General features: G+C 64.5%; 19 protein-coding genes. 13 read left to right on the top strand and 6 right to left on the bottom strand.

Annotation, left to right across the window (positions count from 1 at the left end; translation table 11 throughout):
* Window positions 1–26 precede the first annotated feature (26 nt).
* On the top strand, window positions 27–1,952 hold the full coding sequence (locus D7S86_RS24820) for a TonB-dependent receptor domain-containing protein (RefSeq protein ID WP_121090680.1): 1,926 nt from the start codon (window positions 27–29) through the stop codon (window positions 1,950–1,952).
* 124 nt (window positions 1,953–2,076) lie between these two features.
* Here D7S86_RS24820 and D7S86_RS24815 read toward each other — a convergent pair whose 3' ends face one another.
* Window positions 2,077–2,820 (bottom strand): SDR family NAD(P)-dependent oxidoreductase, encoded by a 744-nt coding sequence (locus D7S86_RS24815; RefSeq protein WP_121090678.1) that lies wholly within the window; start codon window positions 2,818–2,820, stop codon window positions 2,077–2,079.
* 286 nt (window positions 2,821–3,106) lie between these two features.
* Here D7S86_RS24815 and D7S86_RS24810 point away from each other — a divergent pair, with 286 nt between their 5' ends.
* Window positions 3,107–3,508 carry an NUDIX hydrolase gene (locus tag D7S86_RS24810; RefSeq protein ID WP_121090483.1) on the top strand — a complete coding sequence of 134 codons (402 nt, stop codon included), beginning with the start codon at window positions 3,107–3,109 and terminating at the stop codon, window positions 3,506–3,508.
* 93 nt (window positions 3,509–3,601) lie between these two features.
* Window positions 3,602–4,279, top strand: coding sequence for an MgtC/SapB family protein (locus D7S86_RS24805; RefSeq protein WP_121090481.1), 678 nt, complete (start codon window positions 3,602–3,604; stop codon window positions 4,277–4,279).
* Between the two features lie 62 nt (window positions 4,280–4,341).
* On the opposite strand, the gene D7S86_RS24800 is transcribed toward D7S86_RS24805, so the two are convergent.
* Window positions 4,342–4,830, bottom strand: coding sequence for a PaaI family thioesterase (locus tag D7S86_RS24800; RefSeq protein ID WP_121090479.1), 489 nt, complete (start codon window positions 4,828–4,830; stop codon window positions 4,342–4,344).
* 83 nt (window positions 4,831–4,913) lie between these two features.
* Between D7S86_RS24800 and D7S86_RS24795 the strand changes: the two genes are divergently transcribed.
* On the top strand, window positions 4,914–6,254 hold the full coding sequence (locus D7S86_RS24795; RefSeq protein WP_121090477.1) for an aminotransferase-like domain-containing protein: 1,341 nt from the start codon (window positions 4,914–4,916) through the stop codon (window positions 6,252–6,254).
* 19 nt (window positions 6,255–6,273) lie between these two features.
* On the opposite strand, the gene D7S86_RS24790 is transcribed toward D7S86_RS24795, so the two are convergent.
* Window positions 6,274–7,404 (bottom strand): FAD-dependent monooxygenase, encoded by a 1,131-nt coding sequence (locus tag D7S86_RS24790; RefSeq protein ID WP_121090475.1) that lies wholly within the window; start codon window positions 7,402–7,404, stop codon window positions 6,274–6,276.
* Window positions 7,405–7,568: 164 nt separating this feature from the next.
* Between D7S86_RS24790 and D7S86_RS24785 the strand changes: the two genes are divergently transcribed.
* From D7S86_RS24785 to D7S86_RS24775, 3 genes are all read left to right on the top strand, one after another.
* Window positions 7,569–8,381 carry a TetR/AcrR family transcriptional regulator gene (locus D7S86_RS24785; protein ID WP_121090473.1) on the top strand — a complete coding sequence of 271 codons (813 nt, stop codon included), beginning with the start codon at window positions 7,569–7,571 and terminating at the stop codon, window positions 8,379–8,381.
* Between the two features lie 298 nt (window positions 8,382–8,679).
* On the top strand, window positions 8,680–9,780 hold the full coding sequence (locus D7S86_RS24780; RefSeq protein WP_121090471.1) for a type IV toxin-antitoxin system AbiEi family antitoxin: 1,101 nt from the start codon (window positions 8,680–8,682) through the stop codon (window positions 9,778–9,780).
* Window positions 9,781–9,783: 3 nt separating this feature from the next.
* The gene (locus D7S86_RS24775; RefSeq protein WP_121090469.1) at window positions 9,784–10,698 is read left to right on the top strand and encodes a hypothetical protein; all 915 of its coding nucleotides are present in this window, start codon (window positions 9,784–9,786) and stop codon (window positions 10,696–10,698) included.
* An 87-nt stretch (window positions 10,699–10,785) separates the two neighbouring features.
* Here the strand turns inward: D7S86_RS24775 and D7S86_RS24770 are convergent, their stop codons facing one another.
* Together D7S86_RS24770 and D7S86_RS24765 are read right to left on the bottom strand one after the other, a co-directional pair.
* Complete coding sequence (locus D7S86_RS24770) at window positions 10,786–11,418, bottom strand: VC0807 family protein (RefSeq protein ID WP_121090467.1); 633 nt, start codon at window positions 11,416–11,418, stop codon at window positions 10,786–10,788.
* 49 nt (window positions 11,419–11,467) lie between these two features.
* On the bottom strand, window positions 11,468–11,743 hold the full coding sequence (locus D7S86_RS24765) for a hypothetical protein (protein ID WP_147432465.1): 276 nt from the start codon (window positions 11,741–11,743) through the stop codon (window positions 11,468–11,470).
* On the opposite strand from D7S86_RS24765, the gene D7S86_RS24760 reads away from it, so the two are divergent.
* The 5 genes from D7S86_RS24760 (at window position 11,715) to D7S86_RS24740 (ending at window position 17,250) form a co-directional block, all read left to right on the top strand.
* On the top strand, window positions 11,715–12,596 hold the full coding sequence (locus D7S86_RS24760) for a LysR family transcriptional regulator (protein WP_121090463.1): 882 nt from the start codon (window positions 11,715–11,717) through the stop codon (window positions 12,594–12,596). The two genes, D7S86_RS24765 and D7S86_RS24760, sit on opposite strands and share 29 nt — an antisense overlap.
* Before the next feature lie 180 nt (window positions 12,597–12,776).
* Window positions 12,777–13,391, top strand: a complete 615-nt coding sequence (locus D7S86_RS24755) for a GNAT family N-acetyltransferase (protein WP_121090461.1) — start codon at window positions 12,777–12,779, stop codon at window positions 13,389–13,391.
* A 235-nt stretch (window positions 13,392–13,626) separates the two neighbouring features.
* Window positions 13,627–15,264 (top strand): FGGY-family carbohydrate kinase, encoded by a 1,638-nt coding sequence (locus D7S86_RS24750; RefSeq protein ID WP_121090458.1) that lies wholly within the window; start codon window positions 13,627–13,629, stop codon window positions 15,262–15,264.
* Window positions 15,265–15,281: 17 nt separating this feature from the next.
* On the top strand, window positions 15,282–16,103 hold the full coding sequence (locus D7S86_RS24745; protein WP_121090456.1) for a phosphate/phosphite/phosphonate ABC transporter substrate-binding protein: 822 nt from the start codon (window positions 15,282–15,284) through the stop codon (window positions 16,101–16,103).
* A gap of 187 nt (window positions 16,104–16,290) precedes the next feature.
* On the top strand, window positions 16,291–17,250 hold the full coding sequence (locus D7S86_RS24740) for a fatty acid desaturase (protein WP_121090454.1): 960 nt from the start codon (window positions 16,291–16,293) through the stop codon (window positions 17,248–17,250).
* Here D7S86_RS24740 and D7S86_RS24735 read toward each other — a convergent pair.
* Window positions 17,247–18,290 carry a LacI family DNA-binding transcriptional regulator gene (locus D7S86_RS24735; RefSeq protein ID WP_121090452.1) on the bottom strand — a complete coding sequence of 348 codons (1,044 nt, stop codon included), beginning with the start codon at window positions 18,288–18,290 and terminating at the stop codon, window positions 17,247–17,249. The two genes, D7S86_RS24740 and D7S86_RS24735, sit on opposite strands and share 4 nt — an antisense overlap.
* A gap of 207 nt (window positions 18,291–18,497) precedes the next feature.
* Between D7S86_RS24735 and D7S86_RS24730 the strand changes: the two genes are divergently transcribed.
* Window positions 18,498–19,664 (top strand): ABC transporter ATP-binding protein, encoded by a 1,167-nt coding sequence (locus tag D7S86_RS24730; RefSeq protein WP_121090450.1) that lies wholly within the window; start codon window positions 18,498–18,500, stop codon window positions 19,662–19,664.
* Window positions 19,665–19,671 lie beyond the last annotated feature (7 nt).

The raw sequence follows: 19,671 nt of genomic DNA, 5'->3' as shown, positions 1-19,671 counted from the left end.
ATCATTCGAATACACAAGGACTCTCCATGAAACTGCGCCATGTGCTGATGACTTCAGCCATCACGATCGGCGGACTGCAGTGCGCGCACGCAGCCGACGATGCGACGCAGACCGACACGACGCAGCAGGTCGGCCCTGTCGTCGCGCTGCCTGAGGTCGACGTCGACGCATCGCATCTGCCGCGCTCGTTCGACGGGCGCTATGCGACGACGCAGGTGCTGACGCGCGAGGATCTCGATCGGCTCTCGCCGGCCGATCCGAGCATTACGCAGGCGCTCGCGACGCTGCCGGGCGTGACCGTGTCGCAGTCCGGCGGTCCGGGCGCGACGGCGACGGTCAGCATCCGCGGTTCGTCGTCGAGCCAGGTCGCGGTGTTCATCGACGGCATCCGCGTCGGTTCGTCGACGACGGGCGTCGCCGAGTGGGCCGACTTGCCGACCGAGGCGTTCGAGCGCGTCGAAGTTATCTCGGGGCCCGCGAGCGCCTCGTTCGGCGCCGACGCTGTTGGCGGCGTGGTGCAGCTCTTCACCCGCAAGGCCTCGGATCAACCCAACCAGACGACGGTTTCGTTCGGCGGCGGCTCGAACAAGACGTTCGACACGGAAATCCGGACGTCGGGTTCGGTGCCGTCGACGGGGGCGCTGTCCGCACTGCATGGCCTCACGTATTCGTTGGGCCTGCACGACTACAACACGGCCGGCATCGATGCGACCCAGCCCTGGGAACCGTATCACGAGGACGGACGCAATCCGTATCACTCGCAGGACATCGATGCGCGTCTGGCTTATGCGCGCGACAACTGGTCGATCTCGACGTTCATGCTCTATCACCGCTCCGATCTGTCGTATGACGGCGGCGGTTATGACGATCGCCAGCTCGATCACCAACTGACGACGGGCGTCGCGTTCCATCTCGACATCACGCCGACGGTCCAATTCGATCAGACCTTCGGTTATGCGAACGACCGGCAGTACATCTACGCGGACGATCCGACGATCCCGACCGACGAAATCGACTCGCAGCGCTTCACGTCGTCGACCTCGCTCACGCATCAGGAGTCGGGCTGGACGCTCTGGGGCCTGCCGCTGTCGGGCGAGACGAAGATCGGTTACGACTACACGCGCGAACAGGCTTTCCTGCCGGTCGACATTCCGTCGGGCGTGCCCGCGCGCGACGATTCGGCCGTCTCGCTGCATCAATCGACGACGCTCGGTCCGGTCACGCTGTTCCTCGCGGGTCGGCACGAGGTGATTCAAGGACAGTCGGTCAACACGGGCAACGTCGCGCTCGCGTGGGCGATCAACCCCGTTTATACAGCGCGCGTGTCGTACGGCAATGCGTTCCGGTTGCCGACGTTCGACGATCTGTACTACCCCGGTTACTCGAATCCGAACCTGCAGCCTGAACGCAGCGATACGGTCGAGGTCGCGCTCGACGCGGCGACGTCGATCGGGACCTTCACGACGGCACTCTACGACACGCGCGTGCACGATCTGATCGCGCTCAATGCCGACTACGTGCCGTTCAACGTGATCCGCGCGCATATCCAGGGGATCGACTTCTCGTACAAGGGCACGATCGGCAAGTACACGCCGGTCAGCGTGTCGGTCGGGCTGCTGGATCCGCAGGACGTCACGGACAGCGCGTGGCTCAGCCGTCGTCCGCGCCAGACGTTCAGCCTGATCGTCGATCACACGTGGGACGAGTTCAACCTGCATGCGTTGAGCACGGGCTTCTCGGTGCTCTACAACGGCTGGACGTACGACAGCGTGCCGAACGTCGACTATCTGCCGTCCTTCACGACGGTCGCGTTGCGCGCGGCGTACACGATCAATACGCACGTGGCGGTATCCGTGTCGCTGTCGAATCTGTTCGATCGCCAGTATTCGACCGCGTACGGGTATAACTCGCTGGGTCGAACCGCGTTCGCGAAGATGACGTACACGTTCTGACGTGAATCGAACGTGAGCCGAACGTGAAGAAGCAAGCGGGCGGCGCGACGCGGTTGCGTCGCGTACGCCCGCGTGCACGCGACGCATATGTCCGCCCGCAATACCGGACCGAGCGTCGCGTGCGTTATGCGGCGGTTCGGCCGCCGTTCACGCGCAAGATCTCGCCCGTCATGAACGCCGCGGAAGCGACGTAGACGATCGCGTCCGCGATTTCCTCGGGCGTGCCCGCGCGCTTGAGCGGCACGGCCGACAGGAACGTGGCCTTGCGTTCTTCCGAGCCCGTGAGGCGGTCGAGCATCGCGGTCTGCACGGGCCCCGGTGCGACCGCATTGACGCGGATGCCGAGCGGCGCGGCTTCGAGTGCCGCGGACTTCGTGAGCCCTTCGACCGCGTGCTTGCTCGCGACATAGATCGACTGTCCGGCCGCGCCGCGCAGACCCATCGTCGACGAGACATTGACGATGCTGCCGTGCTGTTGCGCGGACATCGTGCGCAGTTCGTGTTTCATCGCGAGCAGCGTGCCGAGCACGTTTGCATCGAAGACATCCGTATAGCGTTCGGGCGTTTGATCGACGAGGGGGCTGGCTTCGCCTTCCGTGCCCGCCGCGTTGACGGCGATATCGATGCGCCCGAACCGCGCGACCGTGCGTTCGACGAGCGATCGGACCTGGGCCTCGTGACGCACATCGGCCTCGATGAATTCGGCTTCCGCGCCGAGCGCGCGCAATGCGTCGGCGAGGGCCTGACCTTCGACCGCGCGGCGGCCCGAGACGACGATGCGCGCAGGTGCGCGCGCATACGCGAAAGCCGTTGCGCGGCCGATGCCGGACAGTGCGCCGGTGATCAAAACGACGGGTGAGGTGTTCATGTTCATATCCTGGTGTCGATGGGGCCGCGAGGCGCGGCCGGTCAATGCATGGGCCGGACGGTAAGCGGTCTGGATCGCGCCGCGCCGGTGGCCTTGGAAACGAGTCTAGGCGGAGCGCGTCGTTGCGAAAAAGACTTCTTAGGCGCAAGGGCATGCTCAAGAAGCATCGAAAGGCAATTGAAATGCTCCGGATCGGGCATGAGACGTGCTGCGGCCCGCGCAAGGATTGTGTTGGGCGATAATCCGCCTCTGTCACATTCGGAAATCGAGCGCAGGCAGGGGATGAATGAAAGATAGGGCAACGATTGTGTGCCGACGCGCTGGCGAGATTCTGCTGGTCGCCCGCGAGGAACGCGTGCGCTGGGCTTTGCCCGGAGGGACGATCAAACGCGAGGAGACGCCGTTCGAAGCGGCGAGGCGCGAACTTCGCGAAGAGACGACCGTCGTATGGCAGGAATTGGTGTATTTATTCGCGTTCGGCGGCCGCGACAAGCGGCATCACGTGTTTTACGCGGATTTTCCGCACGAAATCGCGCCGTCGCCGAGCAATGAAATCCTGCAGTGCGAATGGTTCGAGCCATCACGCGTGACGGGGCTCGAGACCAGCATTCCGACCAAGGAGATCATCAATCTCGCGATCCGGCATGAGGTGTGGAGAAATCCGCGCGCGTCCGTTCGAGCGCGTTGAACGGGGCCGCGCGTCGAGGGGGTGATCTGTACGTGTTGGCCTGACATATCCACGTGTCGACATATCGGCATATCGAAGGAGGACTCCGGATTCATGATCGGTAGTGTCGAACTGATATCGCGGCTGATTATTGCCGCCTTGCTGGGCAGCGTGATCGGTTTCGAACGCGAACGGCTGAATTGGGCGGCGGGCCTCAGAACGCACATGCTGGTGTGCGTGGGGTCGGCGCTGATCATGCTCGTATCGGCGTTCGGGTTTGCGGATGTGCTCGGACAAAAGGACGTCGTGCTCGATCCGTCTCGGATTGCGGCGCAGGTCGTGTCCGGCATCGGTTTCCTCGGCGCGGGATCGATCCTGCTGCGCGGCGAGATCGTGCGCGGGCTCACGACGGCCGCGAGTCTGTGGTCCGTCGCGGGGATCGGCCTCGCGGTAGGCGGCGGAATGTACACGGCCGCGATCGGGGCGACCATCATCATCGTGATCATTCTTGCGGGCGTGAAGCCGCTCGAACGGCGCTTCATCACGGTCAAGCAACAGCACAGCGTCCAATTGATCGTCGAGCGCGGCAGCGTGTCGTTCGAGACGGTCCATAGCGCGTTGGGCACGGGCAGCGTGCGCGTCAAGCAGTTCATCGTTCAGCAGGCCGAGGACGATCCCGAAACCGACGAAGTCCAGATCGCGTTCTCGCGCGCGACGAGCAACGAATTCCTCGCGATCCGCGCGCGCCTCGAAGCGATGCCGGGCGTACGCGAGTGCCGCAGCGGGAAGTAGATGTTCCGTTGGAGCCGCGATCGGCATGCACGACGTGCGCGCGCACGTTGCGATCGCGATCTCTACCGTCCTCGTGCTTGTTCGCCGCTTAGCGTCATCACCGCGCTGCTAACCGTCGCGACGAGCGTGTCGTCGTCGCGACGAATTTCGCAGCGATAGTGGCTGATCGTGCGGCCGCGATGTTCGGCCCATGCATGCGCACGTAGGCGCGCGTTCCAAACGGGGCGCACGAACGCCGCCTTGAGGTCGATGCTCGTGAAACTCTGCTCGGGCGCCACGACCGTCGAATGCGCGGTGCCGATCGCCGCGTCGGCGAGTTCGCACAATAGACCGCCATGGATCGTCCCCTGCTGGTTGCCGTGCAAGGCGATGTCCGCATCGATTTCGAGCACGGCCATGGCGATGCCGATGTCGACGACGCGCAGGCCCAGAAGCTTTGAAATCGCCGTCGGATACCGCATGTGCGTGACGGTGTCGGCCGTGAGCGTGCCTTCGATCTGACGCTGCAAATAATCGAGCACGGGTATCGGGCGGGGCAGGGCATCGTTCATATCGGATCCTATGGGCGGTCGGTCGGGATCACTGTAATCCCGTAGACTAGGACGATCCAATAATTGTCCTGGAGACACTTCGTATGGCTGCAACGCATGTCGACGAGGTGGCCGCCGATCTCGAATCCGCGATTCGCGACGGCACGCTCGCGCCGGGGACGCGGTTGCCGACGCATCGCAAGCTCGCGGCCCGGCATCGCATTGCGATCGCATCGGCGACGAAGATCTACGCGGCGCTCAAGTCGAAGGGGCTGGTCGTCGGCGAGACCGGGCGCGGCACGTACGTCCGCGATGCCGCGCCGCGCCGCGATTGGGACGGTGGCGACGAAGCGCGTTTGAGCGCCTCGACCGCCGATCTGTCGTTCAATCATCCGACGTGGCCCGGACAGGCCGATCTCTTGAGGACGACCCTGCGCGATCTTGCGGCCTCGGGCGATCTCGCGGCGTTGATGCATCAGCAGCCGCCGGGCGGGCGGTTGCACGAGCGCGCGATCGTCGCGACGTTCCTGGCGCGGCATCGCGCGATCGATATCGACGCGGAGCATGTGTTTCTCGTCAACGGTGCCCAACAAGGGCTCGATATCGCGGCGCGTGCGCTACTCGAGCCTCACGATGCGGTCGCGGTCGATGCGCTCACGTATCCGGGCTTCAAGATGCTGGCGCAGGCGCAGCGGCTCAAACTCGTACCCGTGCCGGCTCGCGCCGAAGGCCTCGATCTCGACGCGCTCGACGCCCTGTGCAAGCGGCACGCGATTCGCGCGATCTATACGATGCCGACCCTGCAGAACCCGCTCGGATGGGTGTGGACCCCTGCACAGCGCGCGCGCGTCGTCGAGATCGCGCGCCGGCACGATTGCGCGATCATCGAAGACGCGGCTTACGCGTACCTCGCAGCCGATGCGCCGCCCGCGCTCGCGACGCTTGCACCCGAACGCACGGTTTACGTGTCGAGTCTCTCGAAGAGTCTCGCGAGCGGGCTCCGTTTTGGCTATATGGCCGTCGCGGACGCGCATGCGAATCGCATCAAGCAAACGATACGCGCGAGCTACTGGAGCCTGCCGAGTGTCGTGACCGCAATCGCGACGCGTTGGATGGCTGACGGTACGGCTGCGCGACAGGAGACATGGCTGCGCCGGGATGCGCGCCGCAGGCAGAAATTGGCTCGCGAGATATTGGCCGGCATGGATATCGTTGCGCATCCGGCCTCGATGTTTTGTTGGCTGACGTTGCCGGAAGGGCTCAGGATGGACCGGATCGCCACGGCGCTCGCACATAAAGGTATCGCGGTGTCGAAGGCCGAGGCCTATGCGACGACGCGCCACGCGCCTCATGCGTTGCGACTCGGTTTGAGCTCGGTGGCGATGACCGAACTGCATACCGTGCTGAGCGCGGTACGCGAGACGATCGAGCGGTTTCCGGTTTGACGGTGCGACCGTCATGCGCTCACTGCACGGCTTCGAGCAGATCGTTGAGGTCGATGCCGTTCTTGGCCGCCGTCATGAGTGCGTCGGGAATCGGGCCTTGGCGCGTCGGATCGACGAGTCCTTGATTGAGGTTCACGTAGGGCCGCATCCGGTGTTCATAGGCCGCGAACGCGTCGGCCGCGCAATCGCGATGACGCGCGAGTTCACTCGCGAGCACGAACGCGCCGACGAGACCGAGGCTCGTGCCCTGTCCGGAGAACGGCGACGCGCAATGCGCGGCATCCCCGGCGAGCACGACTCGACTTTTCGACCAGGACGGCATGCGAATCTGCGCAAGCTCGTTGTAGTAGAACGCGTCGGTGGTGTACATCGTCTCGATGAAGCGTGGAAAGTCGCCGCGCAAATGCGCGCACGCGGCCGCGACGGCGCGCTTCTGCGCATCGACGTCGTTGCGCGCGGGCGGCGGCTCGGGCGCGGCGAAGCCGACACCGATCCGGAGTTCGCGCTGGTCATGGCTCGGATAGATCACGTAGCCGATGCCGCCGACCCGGTGTCCGAGTTGCCAGTCGATGAGTTCGATGAAGTTCGGCGTCGAGAACAGCGCGAGGACCATGCCGAGCGAAGCGACGTCTGACGATTCGTTGTCGAAGCAGAGCTTGCGCACGTTCGAATAGACACCGTCGGCACCGACGAGCAGATCGAACCGGCGGCATGTGCCGCTTGAGAACGTGACCGATACGCCGTCGCGATCGTCGTCGATCGCACGCACGCTGTCGTCATAGATGAATTCGACGCGCGAGCCGAGCGCGCCGATCAGCAATTCGCAGAGATCGTCGCGGAAGATTTCGATGTCGTCGCTGTCGAGTCGTCCCGCGCTGAATGTGCGTTCCTCGGTCCGCTGCGTTTCGTGGCCGTCGGCATCGAGCATCGACATGCCCTTGAGTTGCGTGCGCAGCGCCCGTGCGGCGTCGAGCAGGCCCATGGCGTCGACGACATCGAGCGCGACGCCGCGAATGTCGACGGCTTGTCCGCCCCTGCGAAGCTCGGCCGAGCGTTCGACGATCGTGACCGCGAAGCCCGCGCGATCGAGCCAATAGGCGAGTGCGAGACCTGTGACACCCGCGCCGGAGATCAATACGTTCGAATTCATGGCCTGCCTCGTTGTGTTGCGTCGGGTTGGCGCGCAATCGCGGAGGCGGGCGCGCGTCGGAGATCCGATGAGATCGGATCGTCTATGTTTCCGGTGGAAAGATTTTGACCAAACAGGCGAAACCCGTCAACATATTTTTACGATGGAAACATGGCGTGCAAGACATGACACAACCCAAAGCTGAGCGCGTCGCCGTTGCCGCGCCCGAAGACGATGCGAATGGTGCGGCCCATGCCTCGGAGGCCGCTGCACCCGGGCGCGCCGCCGGTGTTGGCGGTCCGCGCTCCGCCGCTCGCGCCGCGGCCGGCATCGACGTGCCCCCGGCGCCGCAACTCGGAGACAGTGCGGGCCGGACACGCGCCTATCACCATGGCGCGCTACCGGCAGCGTTGTTGGCCGCGGCCGAGACGGTGCTCGCGCGCGATGGGCTGCGCGGGCTCACGCTGCGCTCGATTGCGCGCGAAGCCGGGGTGTCGCACACGGCGCCGCAGCATCATTTTGGCGATATGGCCGGTGTGCTCAGCGAACTTGTCGCGCGGGCGTTCGAGCGGCTTGCCGACCGTATGGAGGCGAGCGGCCGTGAAGCGGCGCCTGGCCGAGCGCGGCGCAAGGCCGTCGCGCACGCGTACGTCGAATTCGCGATCGAGAATCCGGATCTGTTCCGGCTGATGTCGCGCGGCGAATTGCTCGATTCCGCGCGCCCCTCGCTGATGGCGGCGCGCGCGCGTGCGGGGCGCGTGCTGTCGGGCGATGTCGATGCCGCGCGCGACGACAACAGACAGGGCACGCCCTTCCTGCCGCTCACACCCGAACACGCGGTCGCGGTGACATCGGCGTGGGCCTACGTGCATGGCCTCGCGACGCTGCTGATCGATAACCGGCTCAACGGGCTGGTCCGCGCGAGCCCGGCATTCGAAGATGCGCAGGCGCTCGTGTATCGCGCGATCGAGACCGTGCGGCTGATGGCGGACGATTGAGTTCGCGTCTCGCGGTTGTCGGCTCGTGAGCGGCTCGCCTGCGCGGCAGCCGCTGTTCCGTGCGCGTCGTAATGAGCGGGTGACCTGAAAGAGAGGCGATCTCGGTCGCCGGTCCGTTGTCCCTCGACTGAAGGTCTTCACACTGTCTCAGCGAAACGCCGGCCAAGCGCGCTTTGCTAAATTTGGTTAATTTGCTGTGCAGCTAATTTGGCTAAAATAGCTAAAACTAGATCGGAGTGGCATTCCTGCCCCGCAGCCAGCGTGACCGATTTCGTCGAATTGTTCCCGAGACGCTGATATGCCTCGCCCCAAGATGACCCGTCAGGCGTATGAACGCGAGATGGCCGCCGCCCTCGATTCCGCTTTGCGCGACGCAACGGCGGGGCACCTTACGACTCGACATGTTGCCAATTCGTCCGCAAAGCACTCGCTCGTTGATGTCGTTGTGGAACTCGCCGCCGGAGACATGCCTGTCGAGGTGGCCGTGGAAGTGATCCGCTTTGCATATCCGCGTGATGTTCAACGGGCCGTGTGGAAGCTCGACGAGTACAAGCGGGTTTCCGAACGACCCGAGGATCTGATGCTGTTCGTCGCAGCTGAGTCCCTCAGCCCCGGGGCCAAAGCACTGCTTCGCCGCCACGGGATCGGCTACTTCGAACGCAATGGCAACCTTTTTCTGCGTTGGCGCGACTGGCTGATCAATATCGAACGACCGAATCTGCCCTCGATAAAGACTGAAGCGCTATCGCTGTTCACGGATTCGCGCGAAAGGGTCATCCACGCGCTTCTGATTCACCGGAACGAATGGATTACTGCCGCACATCTCGCGGACATCACCGGGACGTCGCCCTACACGTGCTCCGTCGTGTTACAGGAACTCGAGCGGCGCGAATGGTGCGAGTCATCGACCGGAGCGGGCCGATTGCGCTTGCGACGCCTTTCGGCGCCACGCGCGCTCCTTGACGCGTGGGCCGAGCACTGGACGCGTCGTACACACCACCGTTCCCGTTGGTACGCTTTTGTCGAGCATGGCGACCAGCTCCTCGCCCGCTTGACGGACCAAATTGAGAAAGCGAACCTACCGCTCGATTGGGCCTTCACCGGTGCGGCGGCTGCTAACGCGTATGCGCCGCTCCTCACGGGCGTGGACAGCGCGGCGATGATTGTTCCGCCCGGATCTGCCGAGACGCTGGCTCACGCGATCGGTCTGAGACCTGCGGACAAAGGCGGGAACGTCACTCTCGTTGAACGCGATGGAGCAAGTCTGTTGTTTCGCCAGCCGCGGTCAGCATACGGGGCGTGTTTCGCGAGTCCCTTCGTGCTGTATCTCGACCTGCTCGACGGACGAGGACGAAACAAGGAGTTGGCTCAGCACCTTCTAGAGAAATTGGAGTTATAGAAGATGACAGGAGTCAAACCCAGCACGGCCGCCGGTTATCACCCGGACGTGACTGCCGCGTGCGAAAGCACGCTGCTCACGCTTCTCTGCGCGCTCGGCAGTCTCAAGGATACGCTGCGACTCGTCGGCGGCCTCGTACCGCGCTATTTGACACCCGAGATGCCCCCAGACGTCCCTGCGCATGCCGGTACTTCGGACGTCGATGTCGTGCTCAACATTGCACTCATCGCTAGCGGTGACGGCTACACGGTGTTGGCCGAGCAGCTTACGGCGCGCGGTTTTGAGCGCCACATCACCCGCACCGGTGCGCGTTCCTCCTGGCAGTGGCGGCGCAAGGTCAGTGACACCACGCATGTGCTTGTTGAATTCCTGCGAGACGCTGGAGACGCAACACCCGGTAAGCTGGTCAATGTCGATGGGGAGGGCATCTCTGCGCTACCCGTGAAATTCGCAGGTGTGGTGCACGAGTGGTATAGGGAGCGCGAGATCACCGGCAGACTGCTGGACGGCAGGGGTATCGCCACCGAGATCGTTCGATTTGCCGATGTGCCGGCGTTCGTGATCCTGAAAGCACTGGCGCTCGATGACCGCATGGAAAACAAGGACGCCGGCGATCTGATTCACGTGCTGCGGTATGCCGGCACCCTCGACGAGGTTGCCGAGCAATTCGCGCAGCGCGAACGATCGAATGCTCATCGCGCCGCGATCGACGCAGGTCTTGCGGCGCTGCGTCGTCGGTTTGGCGACGACGAACACGGCGAGGGTCATGAAAAAGCGGGTTCGGTCGCGTATGCGAGATTTGTGGGTGCAATGGACGATGACGACCGGATTGCCAACCAGCGTTTTGCCGCCGGCCTCGTGCAAGCATTGTTGAGTCGTATCGAAGAAAGGATCGCGCGCCACGGATCGCAAACCTGATCGAGTGCACGTCGTCTAGCACGCCTTCGAGCCGTGCCGCCGCGCCCCACAAGCATCCGCGCACAGCACATTTCGCCGGCCCTTCGATCACGCCTGCGCGACCCCAGACGTCTCTCTGCGCCGGATCATCACGCGCCGGTAATAGACGGTCCATGCAGTCAGGGCCAGATAGGTGCCGTATCGGACACACATCGAGATGCGATCGGCGCTGTCGCGGGTCGCGCCGTACGTGATCCACAAGCGCACGACGTTTTCGCCGATAAATCCGACGCCCCAGACCACCGTCATGAGCCGGATCGAACGCACGACATCGGGACGCGTGCGCCACATCTCGTCGAATTCGTATTCCTTGCCCTGTTTTTCGCGCGCCATCGTCGACCGCGCGAGATAGAAGACGATCGGACGCCGCAAGCCGAGCGAGAGCAAAAACAGCACGCCGATCAAGCCGCTGACGAGCGGGTCCTGAACCGCGACGATCCAGTGTTCCGGCACCGAAACGACGATGAGCAGCGAAAGCGCGATTGCCGCGAGCGCGAGTGCGCTCAATGCGTCGAAATGCCCGAATCGCACGATATCGATGCCCATCCAGACGACGAGCGGTATCGCCGACGCCACGAGCGCGCCTTCGAGCCCGTAATGGCCGAACGCAAGACGATAGGCGGCCGCCGGCATCGCGACATTGACCGCCACCGCAAACGCATAACGAATAGAACGAAACATCGTCGACCGTCTCCGGCCCGTCGGGCCCGTGCAGCGTTCAATCCAACATTCAATCCGGCGTTTTATCGCCGGCGCGCGCGTCGTCGATGCCGCGCACATCGATCATCGATATGCCCTTGCCGCCAATCGGCATGCGATAAACGCCATGCGTCGGCAAAGCGCCATTTTGCCGGATATCGTACGGAATGCGCGGCGCGCACCGACGTCTCGTCGCGGCGTCGATCCATTCAATCATGCGTTCGACGTCATCGTTACTTGTGAAATATGGCACGTCCCATCGACCTGACGGAACGTTCATGGACCTAGCGGCGCTCGCCGATTTCAACGCGGTCGCGATATACGGCGGTTTCGGCCCGGCGAGCCGCGCGCTCGACCGGCCCAGAGCGACGCTGACACGGCGCGTCGCCGAACTCGAGGAGGAACTGGGTGTGAGACTGATCGAACGCGGGTCGCGGCGCATGCGCCTGACCGAAGAGGGCATGGCGCTGCACGAACGCACGCGAGGACTGCTCGCCGAGCTGCAGGAAGCCGGCAAAGTCGTCGCCCTACGTGCGCCGGCCGTCCACGGACGCCTGCGGATCAGCGCGCCCGTCGCCCTTGTGCATCTCGTGCTCTCGCGCCTCGCGGCGCGCTTCACGCTGACCCACCCCGAGGTCGATCTCGAACTCATCGCCGAGGATCGTCTGCTCGATCCCGTCGAAGAGGGCTACGACCTCATGATCCTCATCGATCCGCCGCGCGAAACCCGTCTCGCCGGACATCGCGTGTTCGAGGACGAACGCTGGCTCGTCGCACCGACCTCGGCCGCGCGTCCGGCGACGCGTCCGCACGGCCTCAATGCGTCGCGTATCCCCGTCGTCGTCGCCTCATCCGCGGCCACGCCCCGGACCTGGACGATCCGTACCGATGCCCAAGCGGCCCTTGTGCTGCGTCCGCTTCCGGTGCTTCGGCTTTCTTCGCTGCTGATGGTCCGCGAGGCCGTCTTCGAGGGCGTCGGGGCCGCGTTGTTGCCGAGATTGCTCGTCGAAGACGATGTCGCCGCCGGACGGCTCGTGCGATGGGGCACGCAAGTCGACGCGCCTGTCGACGTCTGGGCGCTCTACGATGCACGACGCGTGCCGAGCCCGAAGGTCCGTGCGTTCATCGACATGATCGCGGATCTGCGTCGACCCGCATGAACTGTATGAGACGCATATACAGATAAAGACATGCCTGACGCGGGTGTTGAATGCGAGGCGAACCGCGACGTATCGCGAATCGCTGAAACGATACGAGGGGCCGAGGCGAATAGACCGACGCGCAAGCACGCACGAGGCCTGCACTACAATCGGCGATTCGACCCTGCCTCTCGCTGCCCGATGACGCCGACCGATTTCGCCACAACGCCTGCGCGCCCCGCGTCGCAACCCACTTTGACGGGATCCGCCGTCGAGCTCCGTCCGCTTGAAACGACGCACGCGGCGGCTCTTGTCGAAGCCGCGGCGGACGGTGCGCTCTGGGAGCTCAAAGTCACGGTCGTGCCGGGGCCCGAGACCGTCGACAGCTATATCGCGGCCGCGCTCAAGGGGCGCGAAGCGGGAACGGTGATGCCGTTCGTGATCGTGCGGCGCGATACGGGCCGCATCGTCGGCAGCACGCGGTTCTGGAAAATCGATCGCGTAAACCGCAAGCTCGAGATCGGCAGCACGTGGCTCGCCGCATCGGCGCAGCGCACGCGCATCAACACGGAAGCGAAGTTTCTGCTGCTGACGTATGCCTTCGAGGACCTGCAATGCGTGCGTGTGCAGTTCCAGACCGACGAACTCAACGAAAAGTCGCGTGCCGCGATTCTGCGCCTCGGCGCCACGCAGGAAGGCACGGTTCGCAATGAGCGGATCATGCCCGACGGGCGCAAGCGCAACTCGATTCGCTTCAGCATCATCGACACCGAATGGGTCGACGTGAAGACTCGGCTCGCGGCGCGGCTCGTATAGCGGCTAAGCAACGCGCGTCGCGATGCCGTGCGTCGCGCGCGATCTGTCGCGACTCTTCATGCCGATCCCGATCCCGATCCCGATCCCGATCCCGATCCCGACCCTGACCGTGCAACATGACGATTCGCGATCTCGTCATCCTTCCGAATAACGTTGATCTATGATCGCGTGACGGCGGCGGCCATCGCGCGATGGCCGTCGATTGAATCATCGGTTTTCCATGACGTCAGGCACCATGACCCCTCAAAATCCGAGTCGCGAATCGAATGCACTTCCTCGTTATGTGATCGGCGTCGATGTCGGCACAGGCAGCGCGCGGGCCGGCGTCTTCGATCTCGAAGGCCGGATGCTGGCCTCGGCCAAGCACGACATCGGACTGTTTCGCGCGGCCGGGTCGATTGTCGAGCAATCGAGCCGCGAGATCTGGAACGCGATCTGTCACTGCGTCAGGCACGCACTCGCGCAGGCCGGCGCGAGTCCCGATCAAGTCGCGGGCATCGGATTCGATGCGACGTGTTCGCTGGTCGTGCTCGGCGAAGGCGGCACGTCGTTGCCGGTCGGGCCGTCGGAGGACGCGGAGCGCGACATCATCGTCTGGATGGACCATCGCGCGGTCGAGCAGGCCGAGCGTATCAATGCGACGGGCCACGGCGTGCTCGACTACGTCGGCGGCACGATCTCGCCCGAAATGGAAACGCCGAAGCTGCTGTGGCTGCTCGAACACCGGCCGCAGGTGTTCGCGGCCGCGTGGCAGTTCTTCGATCTGACCGATTTCCTCACGTGGCGCGCGACGGGCGATCTCGCGCGCTCGACCTGCACGGTCACGTGCAAATGGACCTATCTCGCGCATGAGCGGCGCTGGGACGACAGTTATTTCCGGGCCGTGGGTCTCGGCGTGCTGGCCGACGAGCAGTTCGCGCGGATCGGGCAGCGTGTCGTCGATGCGGGCACGCCGCTTGGTCATGGATTGACCGAAGCGGCGGCCGCGGAGCTCGGCTTGCGTGCGGGCACGCCTGTCGCGACGGGCGTCATCGACGCGCATGCGGGCGGCATCGGCAGCGTCGGCGCGCGAGGGCAGCAACCCGAAGCGTGCCTCGCCTACGTGTTCGGGACGTCGTCGTGCACGATGACGACGACGCAGCGTCCGGTATTCGTGCCGGGCGTCTGGGGGCCGTATTTCTCGGCGATGGTGCCCGACGCATGGCTCAACGAGGGCGGGCAATCCGTCGCGGGCGCGGCGATCGATCGATTGATCTCGATGCATCCCGCGACGCGTGAAGCGCAGGCGCGCGCCGATGCGGCGGGCCTGTCGCTGCCCGCGCTGCTGACCGACCTTGCCGCGGCGGCGTCGAACGATCCGTCCGATGCCGTGTGGCTGGCGAAGGGGCTCCATATCGTGCCCGAGTTCCTTGGCAATCGCGCGCCGCTTGCCGATCCGCATGCGCGCGCGGTCATCGCGGGCCTCGGCATGGAGACCGATCTCGATAGCCTCGTGGCGCTCTACGTTGCGGGCATTTGCAGCATCGGCTATGGGCTTCGGCAGATCATCGAAACGCAGGACATCGCGGGCGCGCCGATCGAATGCGTCGTGATCAGCGGGGGCGCGGGGCGTTCCGATCTCGTGCGCCAGTTGCTCGCGGATGCGGCAGGCAAGCCGGTCCTCGCGACCGCGGCCGACGAGCCGGTGCTGCTCGGCGCCGCGATCCTCGGCGCGGTGGCGGGCGCGCGGTTCGACGACGTGCGTTCGGCGATGGACGCGATGTCGAGCATCAGCCGGACCTATGCGCCGCGCGCGGGCGCTTTGGCCGAATTGCACGCGGCGCGTTTCAAGGCGTTCAAGATGCTGCAAAGCGTCGCGCGCGAGATTCGTTAGATTTGCATCGCCATCCCATGCGCGAATGGATCGTGTCCCTGCCGATGTACAACGTGACGCCGCGATTGCGCGCGCTTTGGCGCGCGCTGGTCGACGACGCGATATCGCGGCTGCGCGAGGACGGTTTTGCGGATCGCGTCGTGCAGCCCGACGACGTCGGTTCCGATCTCGATGCGCTCTGGCGCCGCGACGATCTCTTGCTGTCGCAGACCTGCGGCTATCCGCTCATGCGTGTGTTGCCTGCGTCGATCCAGATCGTCGGTACGCCGATCTTCGATGCGGACGGTTGCGACGGGCCCGCGTATTCAAGCGTCATCGTGGTTTCGGAGGCGGCCTTTGCGCGCGGCGCGACGTCCTTCGAGCCGTGCCGCGGCCTGCGTGTTGCGGTCAACGATTCCATGTCCAATAGCGGCATGAATGTGTTGCGGCACGCGGTCGCGCCATTTGCGCGGGCGGGCCGCTTTTTCGCGTCCGTCGTGCAGACCGGCTCTCACCTCGGTTCGCTTGCAGCGCTCGCTGCCGGCACCGCCGATATCGCCGCGATCGATTGCGTGACCTATGCATTTGCGCGCGACGCCCACGGTTTCGCGCATCTTCCGCATCGCGTACTCGGCCTGAGCATGCAGACCCCGGGTCTTCCTTTGATCGCATCCGCGACGGTCGAACCCGCGCTCGTCGAGCGTCTGCGCGCGGCGCTCGAATACGCGCTCGACGCCGACGCCGAACGCGCCGCAACGCTACGCCTCAAAGGCTTTGCGAAACTGGAACGCGACGACTACGCACTGATCGTGCATCTCGAAGAGACGGCGATTCAGCTCGGCTATCCGCAACTCGCCTGATTCGGTCATTTTTTCCTCGCGTTCCGGATGCCATAAGCTTCTAACGATTCGTTCGTTGGTCGTGTGCATCCATGCCTCTTAGACTCATGCCATACCCGATCGGGATGTCCGCGCCGGACCCTTACAGGAGAAGGGCTCCGATATCGCGCGATCAGCCGAAGGCAGACTGGATTCGACGCGTATCACGATGCACGAATATTTCGACCCTGAACATCGGCAGGCCGTCATGCGCCTGCGATCAAGCTGGACGGCGCGCACCGAGTGGCCGACCTGGCTCGTGATCGTCGCGGTCTATGGCGGATGGTTCGGCACGCTCTGGCTGCTTCATGCGCGCAAGATCGATCTCGTCACGGCCGCGCCGCTGCTCGTGGTGTTCACGACCTGGTATTCATCGGTCCAGCATGAACTCATGCACGGTCACCCGACGCGCATCAAATGGCTCAATCGGCTGCTCGGTTGCGCGCCGATCGCGGTCTGGTATCCGTACACGATCTATCGCGACACCCATCTCGCCCATCACGACGACGAGCGGCTCACGGTGCCGGCCGTCGATCCCGAAAGCAACTACGTGTTGCGTCATGCATGGCAACGGATGTCGCCGCTCAAGCGTGCGTTGCTGCGGATCCGCAAGACGTTCGTCGGGCGCATGGTCATCGGGCCGCCGATGACGGTCGGATCGCTCGTCAAACACACGCTGCGCGCATGGTGGCATGCGGATTTTCGTTACCTCGGCATCTGGATCGCGCATGGCGGTCTGCTCGCCGCGATGCTGATCGCGATGCATCGGTGGAGCGGCGTGCCGGTCTGGTATTACCTCGTCGTCATCGCGTGGCCCGCGCAGTCGATCGCGATGATCCGCTCGTTCTACGAACACCGCGCGGTCTCGACGACGAAGGCGCGCATCGCGATCAACGAAGCGGGGCCGCTCATGCGCCTGCTGTTTCTCAACAACAATTACCACCTCGTTCACCACGATCTTCCCGCGTTGCCGTGGTATCTGCTGCCGCAGGTGTATCGGATGCGCGCATCGGAATACATCGGCAAATGCGATGGATTTCATATTCGCGGCGGCTACGGCGAACTGCTGCGCCGCTATGCTTTCCGATCGATCGATACGCCGGTTCACCCGTTTGCGGGCGAGGTCTAGCGCGAGCGGGAGGGCGCGGGTGACGCCTGAAGCGGCGCCGTCGACGCGCGGCGAATGAGCACGGGATCGGACGTCATGACCATCGGCACATGGGCGCCCGGTTGCCCGATCAGACGGATCAGCAGATCCACGCTGGCCTCGGCCATCTCGGCCGTGGGAATCGAAACCGTCGTCAACGCGGGCCGCGACTGACCCGTAAGCTCGATGTTCGTGATGCTGACGACCGAGAGATCGCCGGGCACGCTGCGCCCGAGCGAGGCTGCCGCGTTGAGCACGCCGAGCGCGGGCAGGTCGTTCGAGACGAACAACGCGGTCAGGTCCGGGCGCGTCGTCAGCAACGCAATCGCGGCGTCGTATCCGCCCTGATAGCTGTCCTCGCCGAAATGCGCGTCGGCCAGCACGTGTTTGACCTTCGCCGCGCGCATCGCGTCGCAGTAGCCCTGATAACGTCCGCCGTGGATGCCCTTCTTGGCGCTCGCGACGAGCGCGCCGATCCGCGTATGTCCGAGTTCGAGCAGATGCTCGGTCGCGATGCGTCCGGCCTTGCGCGAGTCGAACGCGACGCACGGAATGCCCTCGGGCGGTTCATCGGGAAACTCCCAGACCGACACGACGACGGGCGTGCCCGATGCCTGGATCGCCTTGAGTTCCTCGACGCGCAGCTCGCCGGTGTTCGCGACGAGAATGCCGTCGGACAGCGACCCCGCGACGTCGGCCATGAAGCGCGTGCCGCTGTCGGGTTCGTAGTCGGTGTTGCAGACGAGCAGAAAACGTCCGTGGCGCCGCGCGGCGTTGTTGGCCTGCAGCGTGAACTCGGGATAGAACGGATTCGTGATGCAGCCGAGCATCAGCGCAAGCGTCGGCGCGCGGCGTTCGACGAGCGCGCGCGCGGTCAGGTTCGGCCGGTAGCCATGCGCCTCGACGACCTCCATCACGCGCTGGCGCGTGAGCTCGCCGACGCGTCCACGGTTTCTGAGCACGTTCGAGACGGTCATCGGCGTCACGCCCGCAAGTCCGGCGATGTCCTTGATGGTCATCATCTGGCCTGGCCGCTTGCTCATAGTCTCCCTTTCGTCAATGCGGGTTCGCACGAACGACACCACGCGCGAACCCGAAAAATTTCGTTGCCAGATCGTACAGCACAGTGATTCGTTACGGCACACATCGCAACGTCATCATCCTCGGAACGGCATTCGCCGTTTTTTTTAAAACGGATGATTTAACGTTAAATCAAGCTTGGAGACACTGTGGCGGCCATTTCACTGCGCGGTATTTCAAAGGCATTCGGCACGCAGACGCCGGTGCTGCGCAACGTCGATCTCGAGATCGGCGCCGATGAGTTCTGCGTTTTCCTGGGTCCGTCGGGCTGCGGCAAGTCCACGCTGCTGCGGATCATCGCGGGTCTCGAGGACCCGAGCGCGGGCGACATCGTCATCGGTGGGCAGCGCGTCAACGAGGTGCCGCCCGCCGAGCGCGGCATCGCGATGGTGTTCCAGAGCTATGCACTGTTTCCGCATATGAGCGTGGCCGAGAACATGGGCTTCGGCCTCAAGCTTGCGCGCGTGTCCAAGGCAGAGATCGAGCGCCGCGTGCTCGATGCGGCCCGCGTGCTTCAACTCGAAGCGCTGCTCGATCGCAAGCCCAAGGCGCTCTCGGGCGGTCAGCGGCAGCGCGTCGCGATCGGCCGTGCGATCGTGCGCGAGCCCGGCGTGTTCCTGTTCGACGAACCGCTGTCGAATCTCGACGCGACGCTGCGCGGGCAGACGCGTGTCGAGATCGCGCGCGTGCATCGTCGCTTCGCGGGTTCGAGCGCGGTTTACGTCACGCACGATCAGATCGAAGCGATGACGCTGGCCGACAAGATCGTGCTGCTGCGCAGCTCGCGCGACGGCGCGGATCTCGACAGCATCGCGCAGGTCGGCGCACCCCTCGAGCTCTATCACTCGCCCGCGAACCTGTTTGTCGCGGGCTTTATCGGCGCGCCGCGCATGAATTTCCTGACGGCCGATGTCGCGCAGATCGAATCGCGCGGCGTGCGCGTGAGACTGACGGGCACCGGTGAATCGGTGACCGTGCCGGTCGACGGCGCGCGCGACGTCGCGCCCGGCGATCGCGTCACGCTCGGCGTGCGGCCCGAGCATCTGACGCCGCTCGCGCGGGGCGGCGAACCGGGTTCGCAATCCGGTGCGCAAGCCGATGCGCCGATCCTCATACGCACTGTTTCGCTGACCGAACGGCTCGGCGAGCAGAGCTATCTGCACCTGAGCGACGACGAGCACCATCCGTTGCTCGCGAAAGTGCAGGGCGACACGACCGCGCGCGTTGGCGACGTGGTCCGCTTGTCTGTCCATACCGCGCATTGCCATCTGTTCGCCAAGGACGGACGTGCATTGCCGCGCATCACACACAATTAACAGGAGA

The organism is Pararobbsia silviterrae, from assembly GCF_003628125.1.
In the GTDB taxonomy this organism is placed as follows: Bacteria; Pseudomonadota; Gammaproteobacteria; order Burkholderiales; family Burkholderiaceae; genus Pararobbsia; species Pararobbsia silviterrae.
This window is presented reverse-complemented; position numbering and strand designations above follow the sequence as displayed.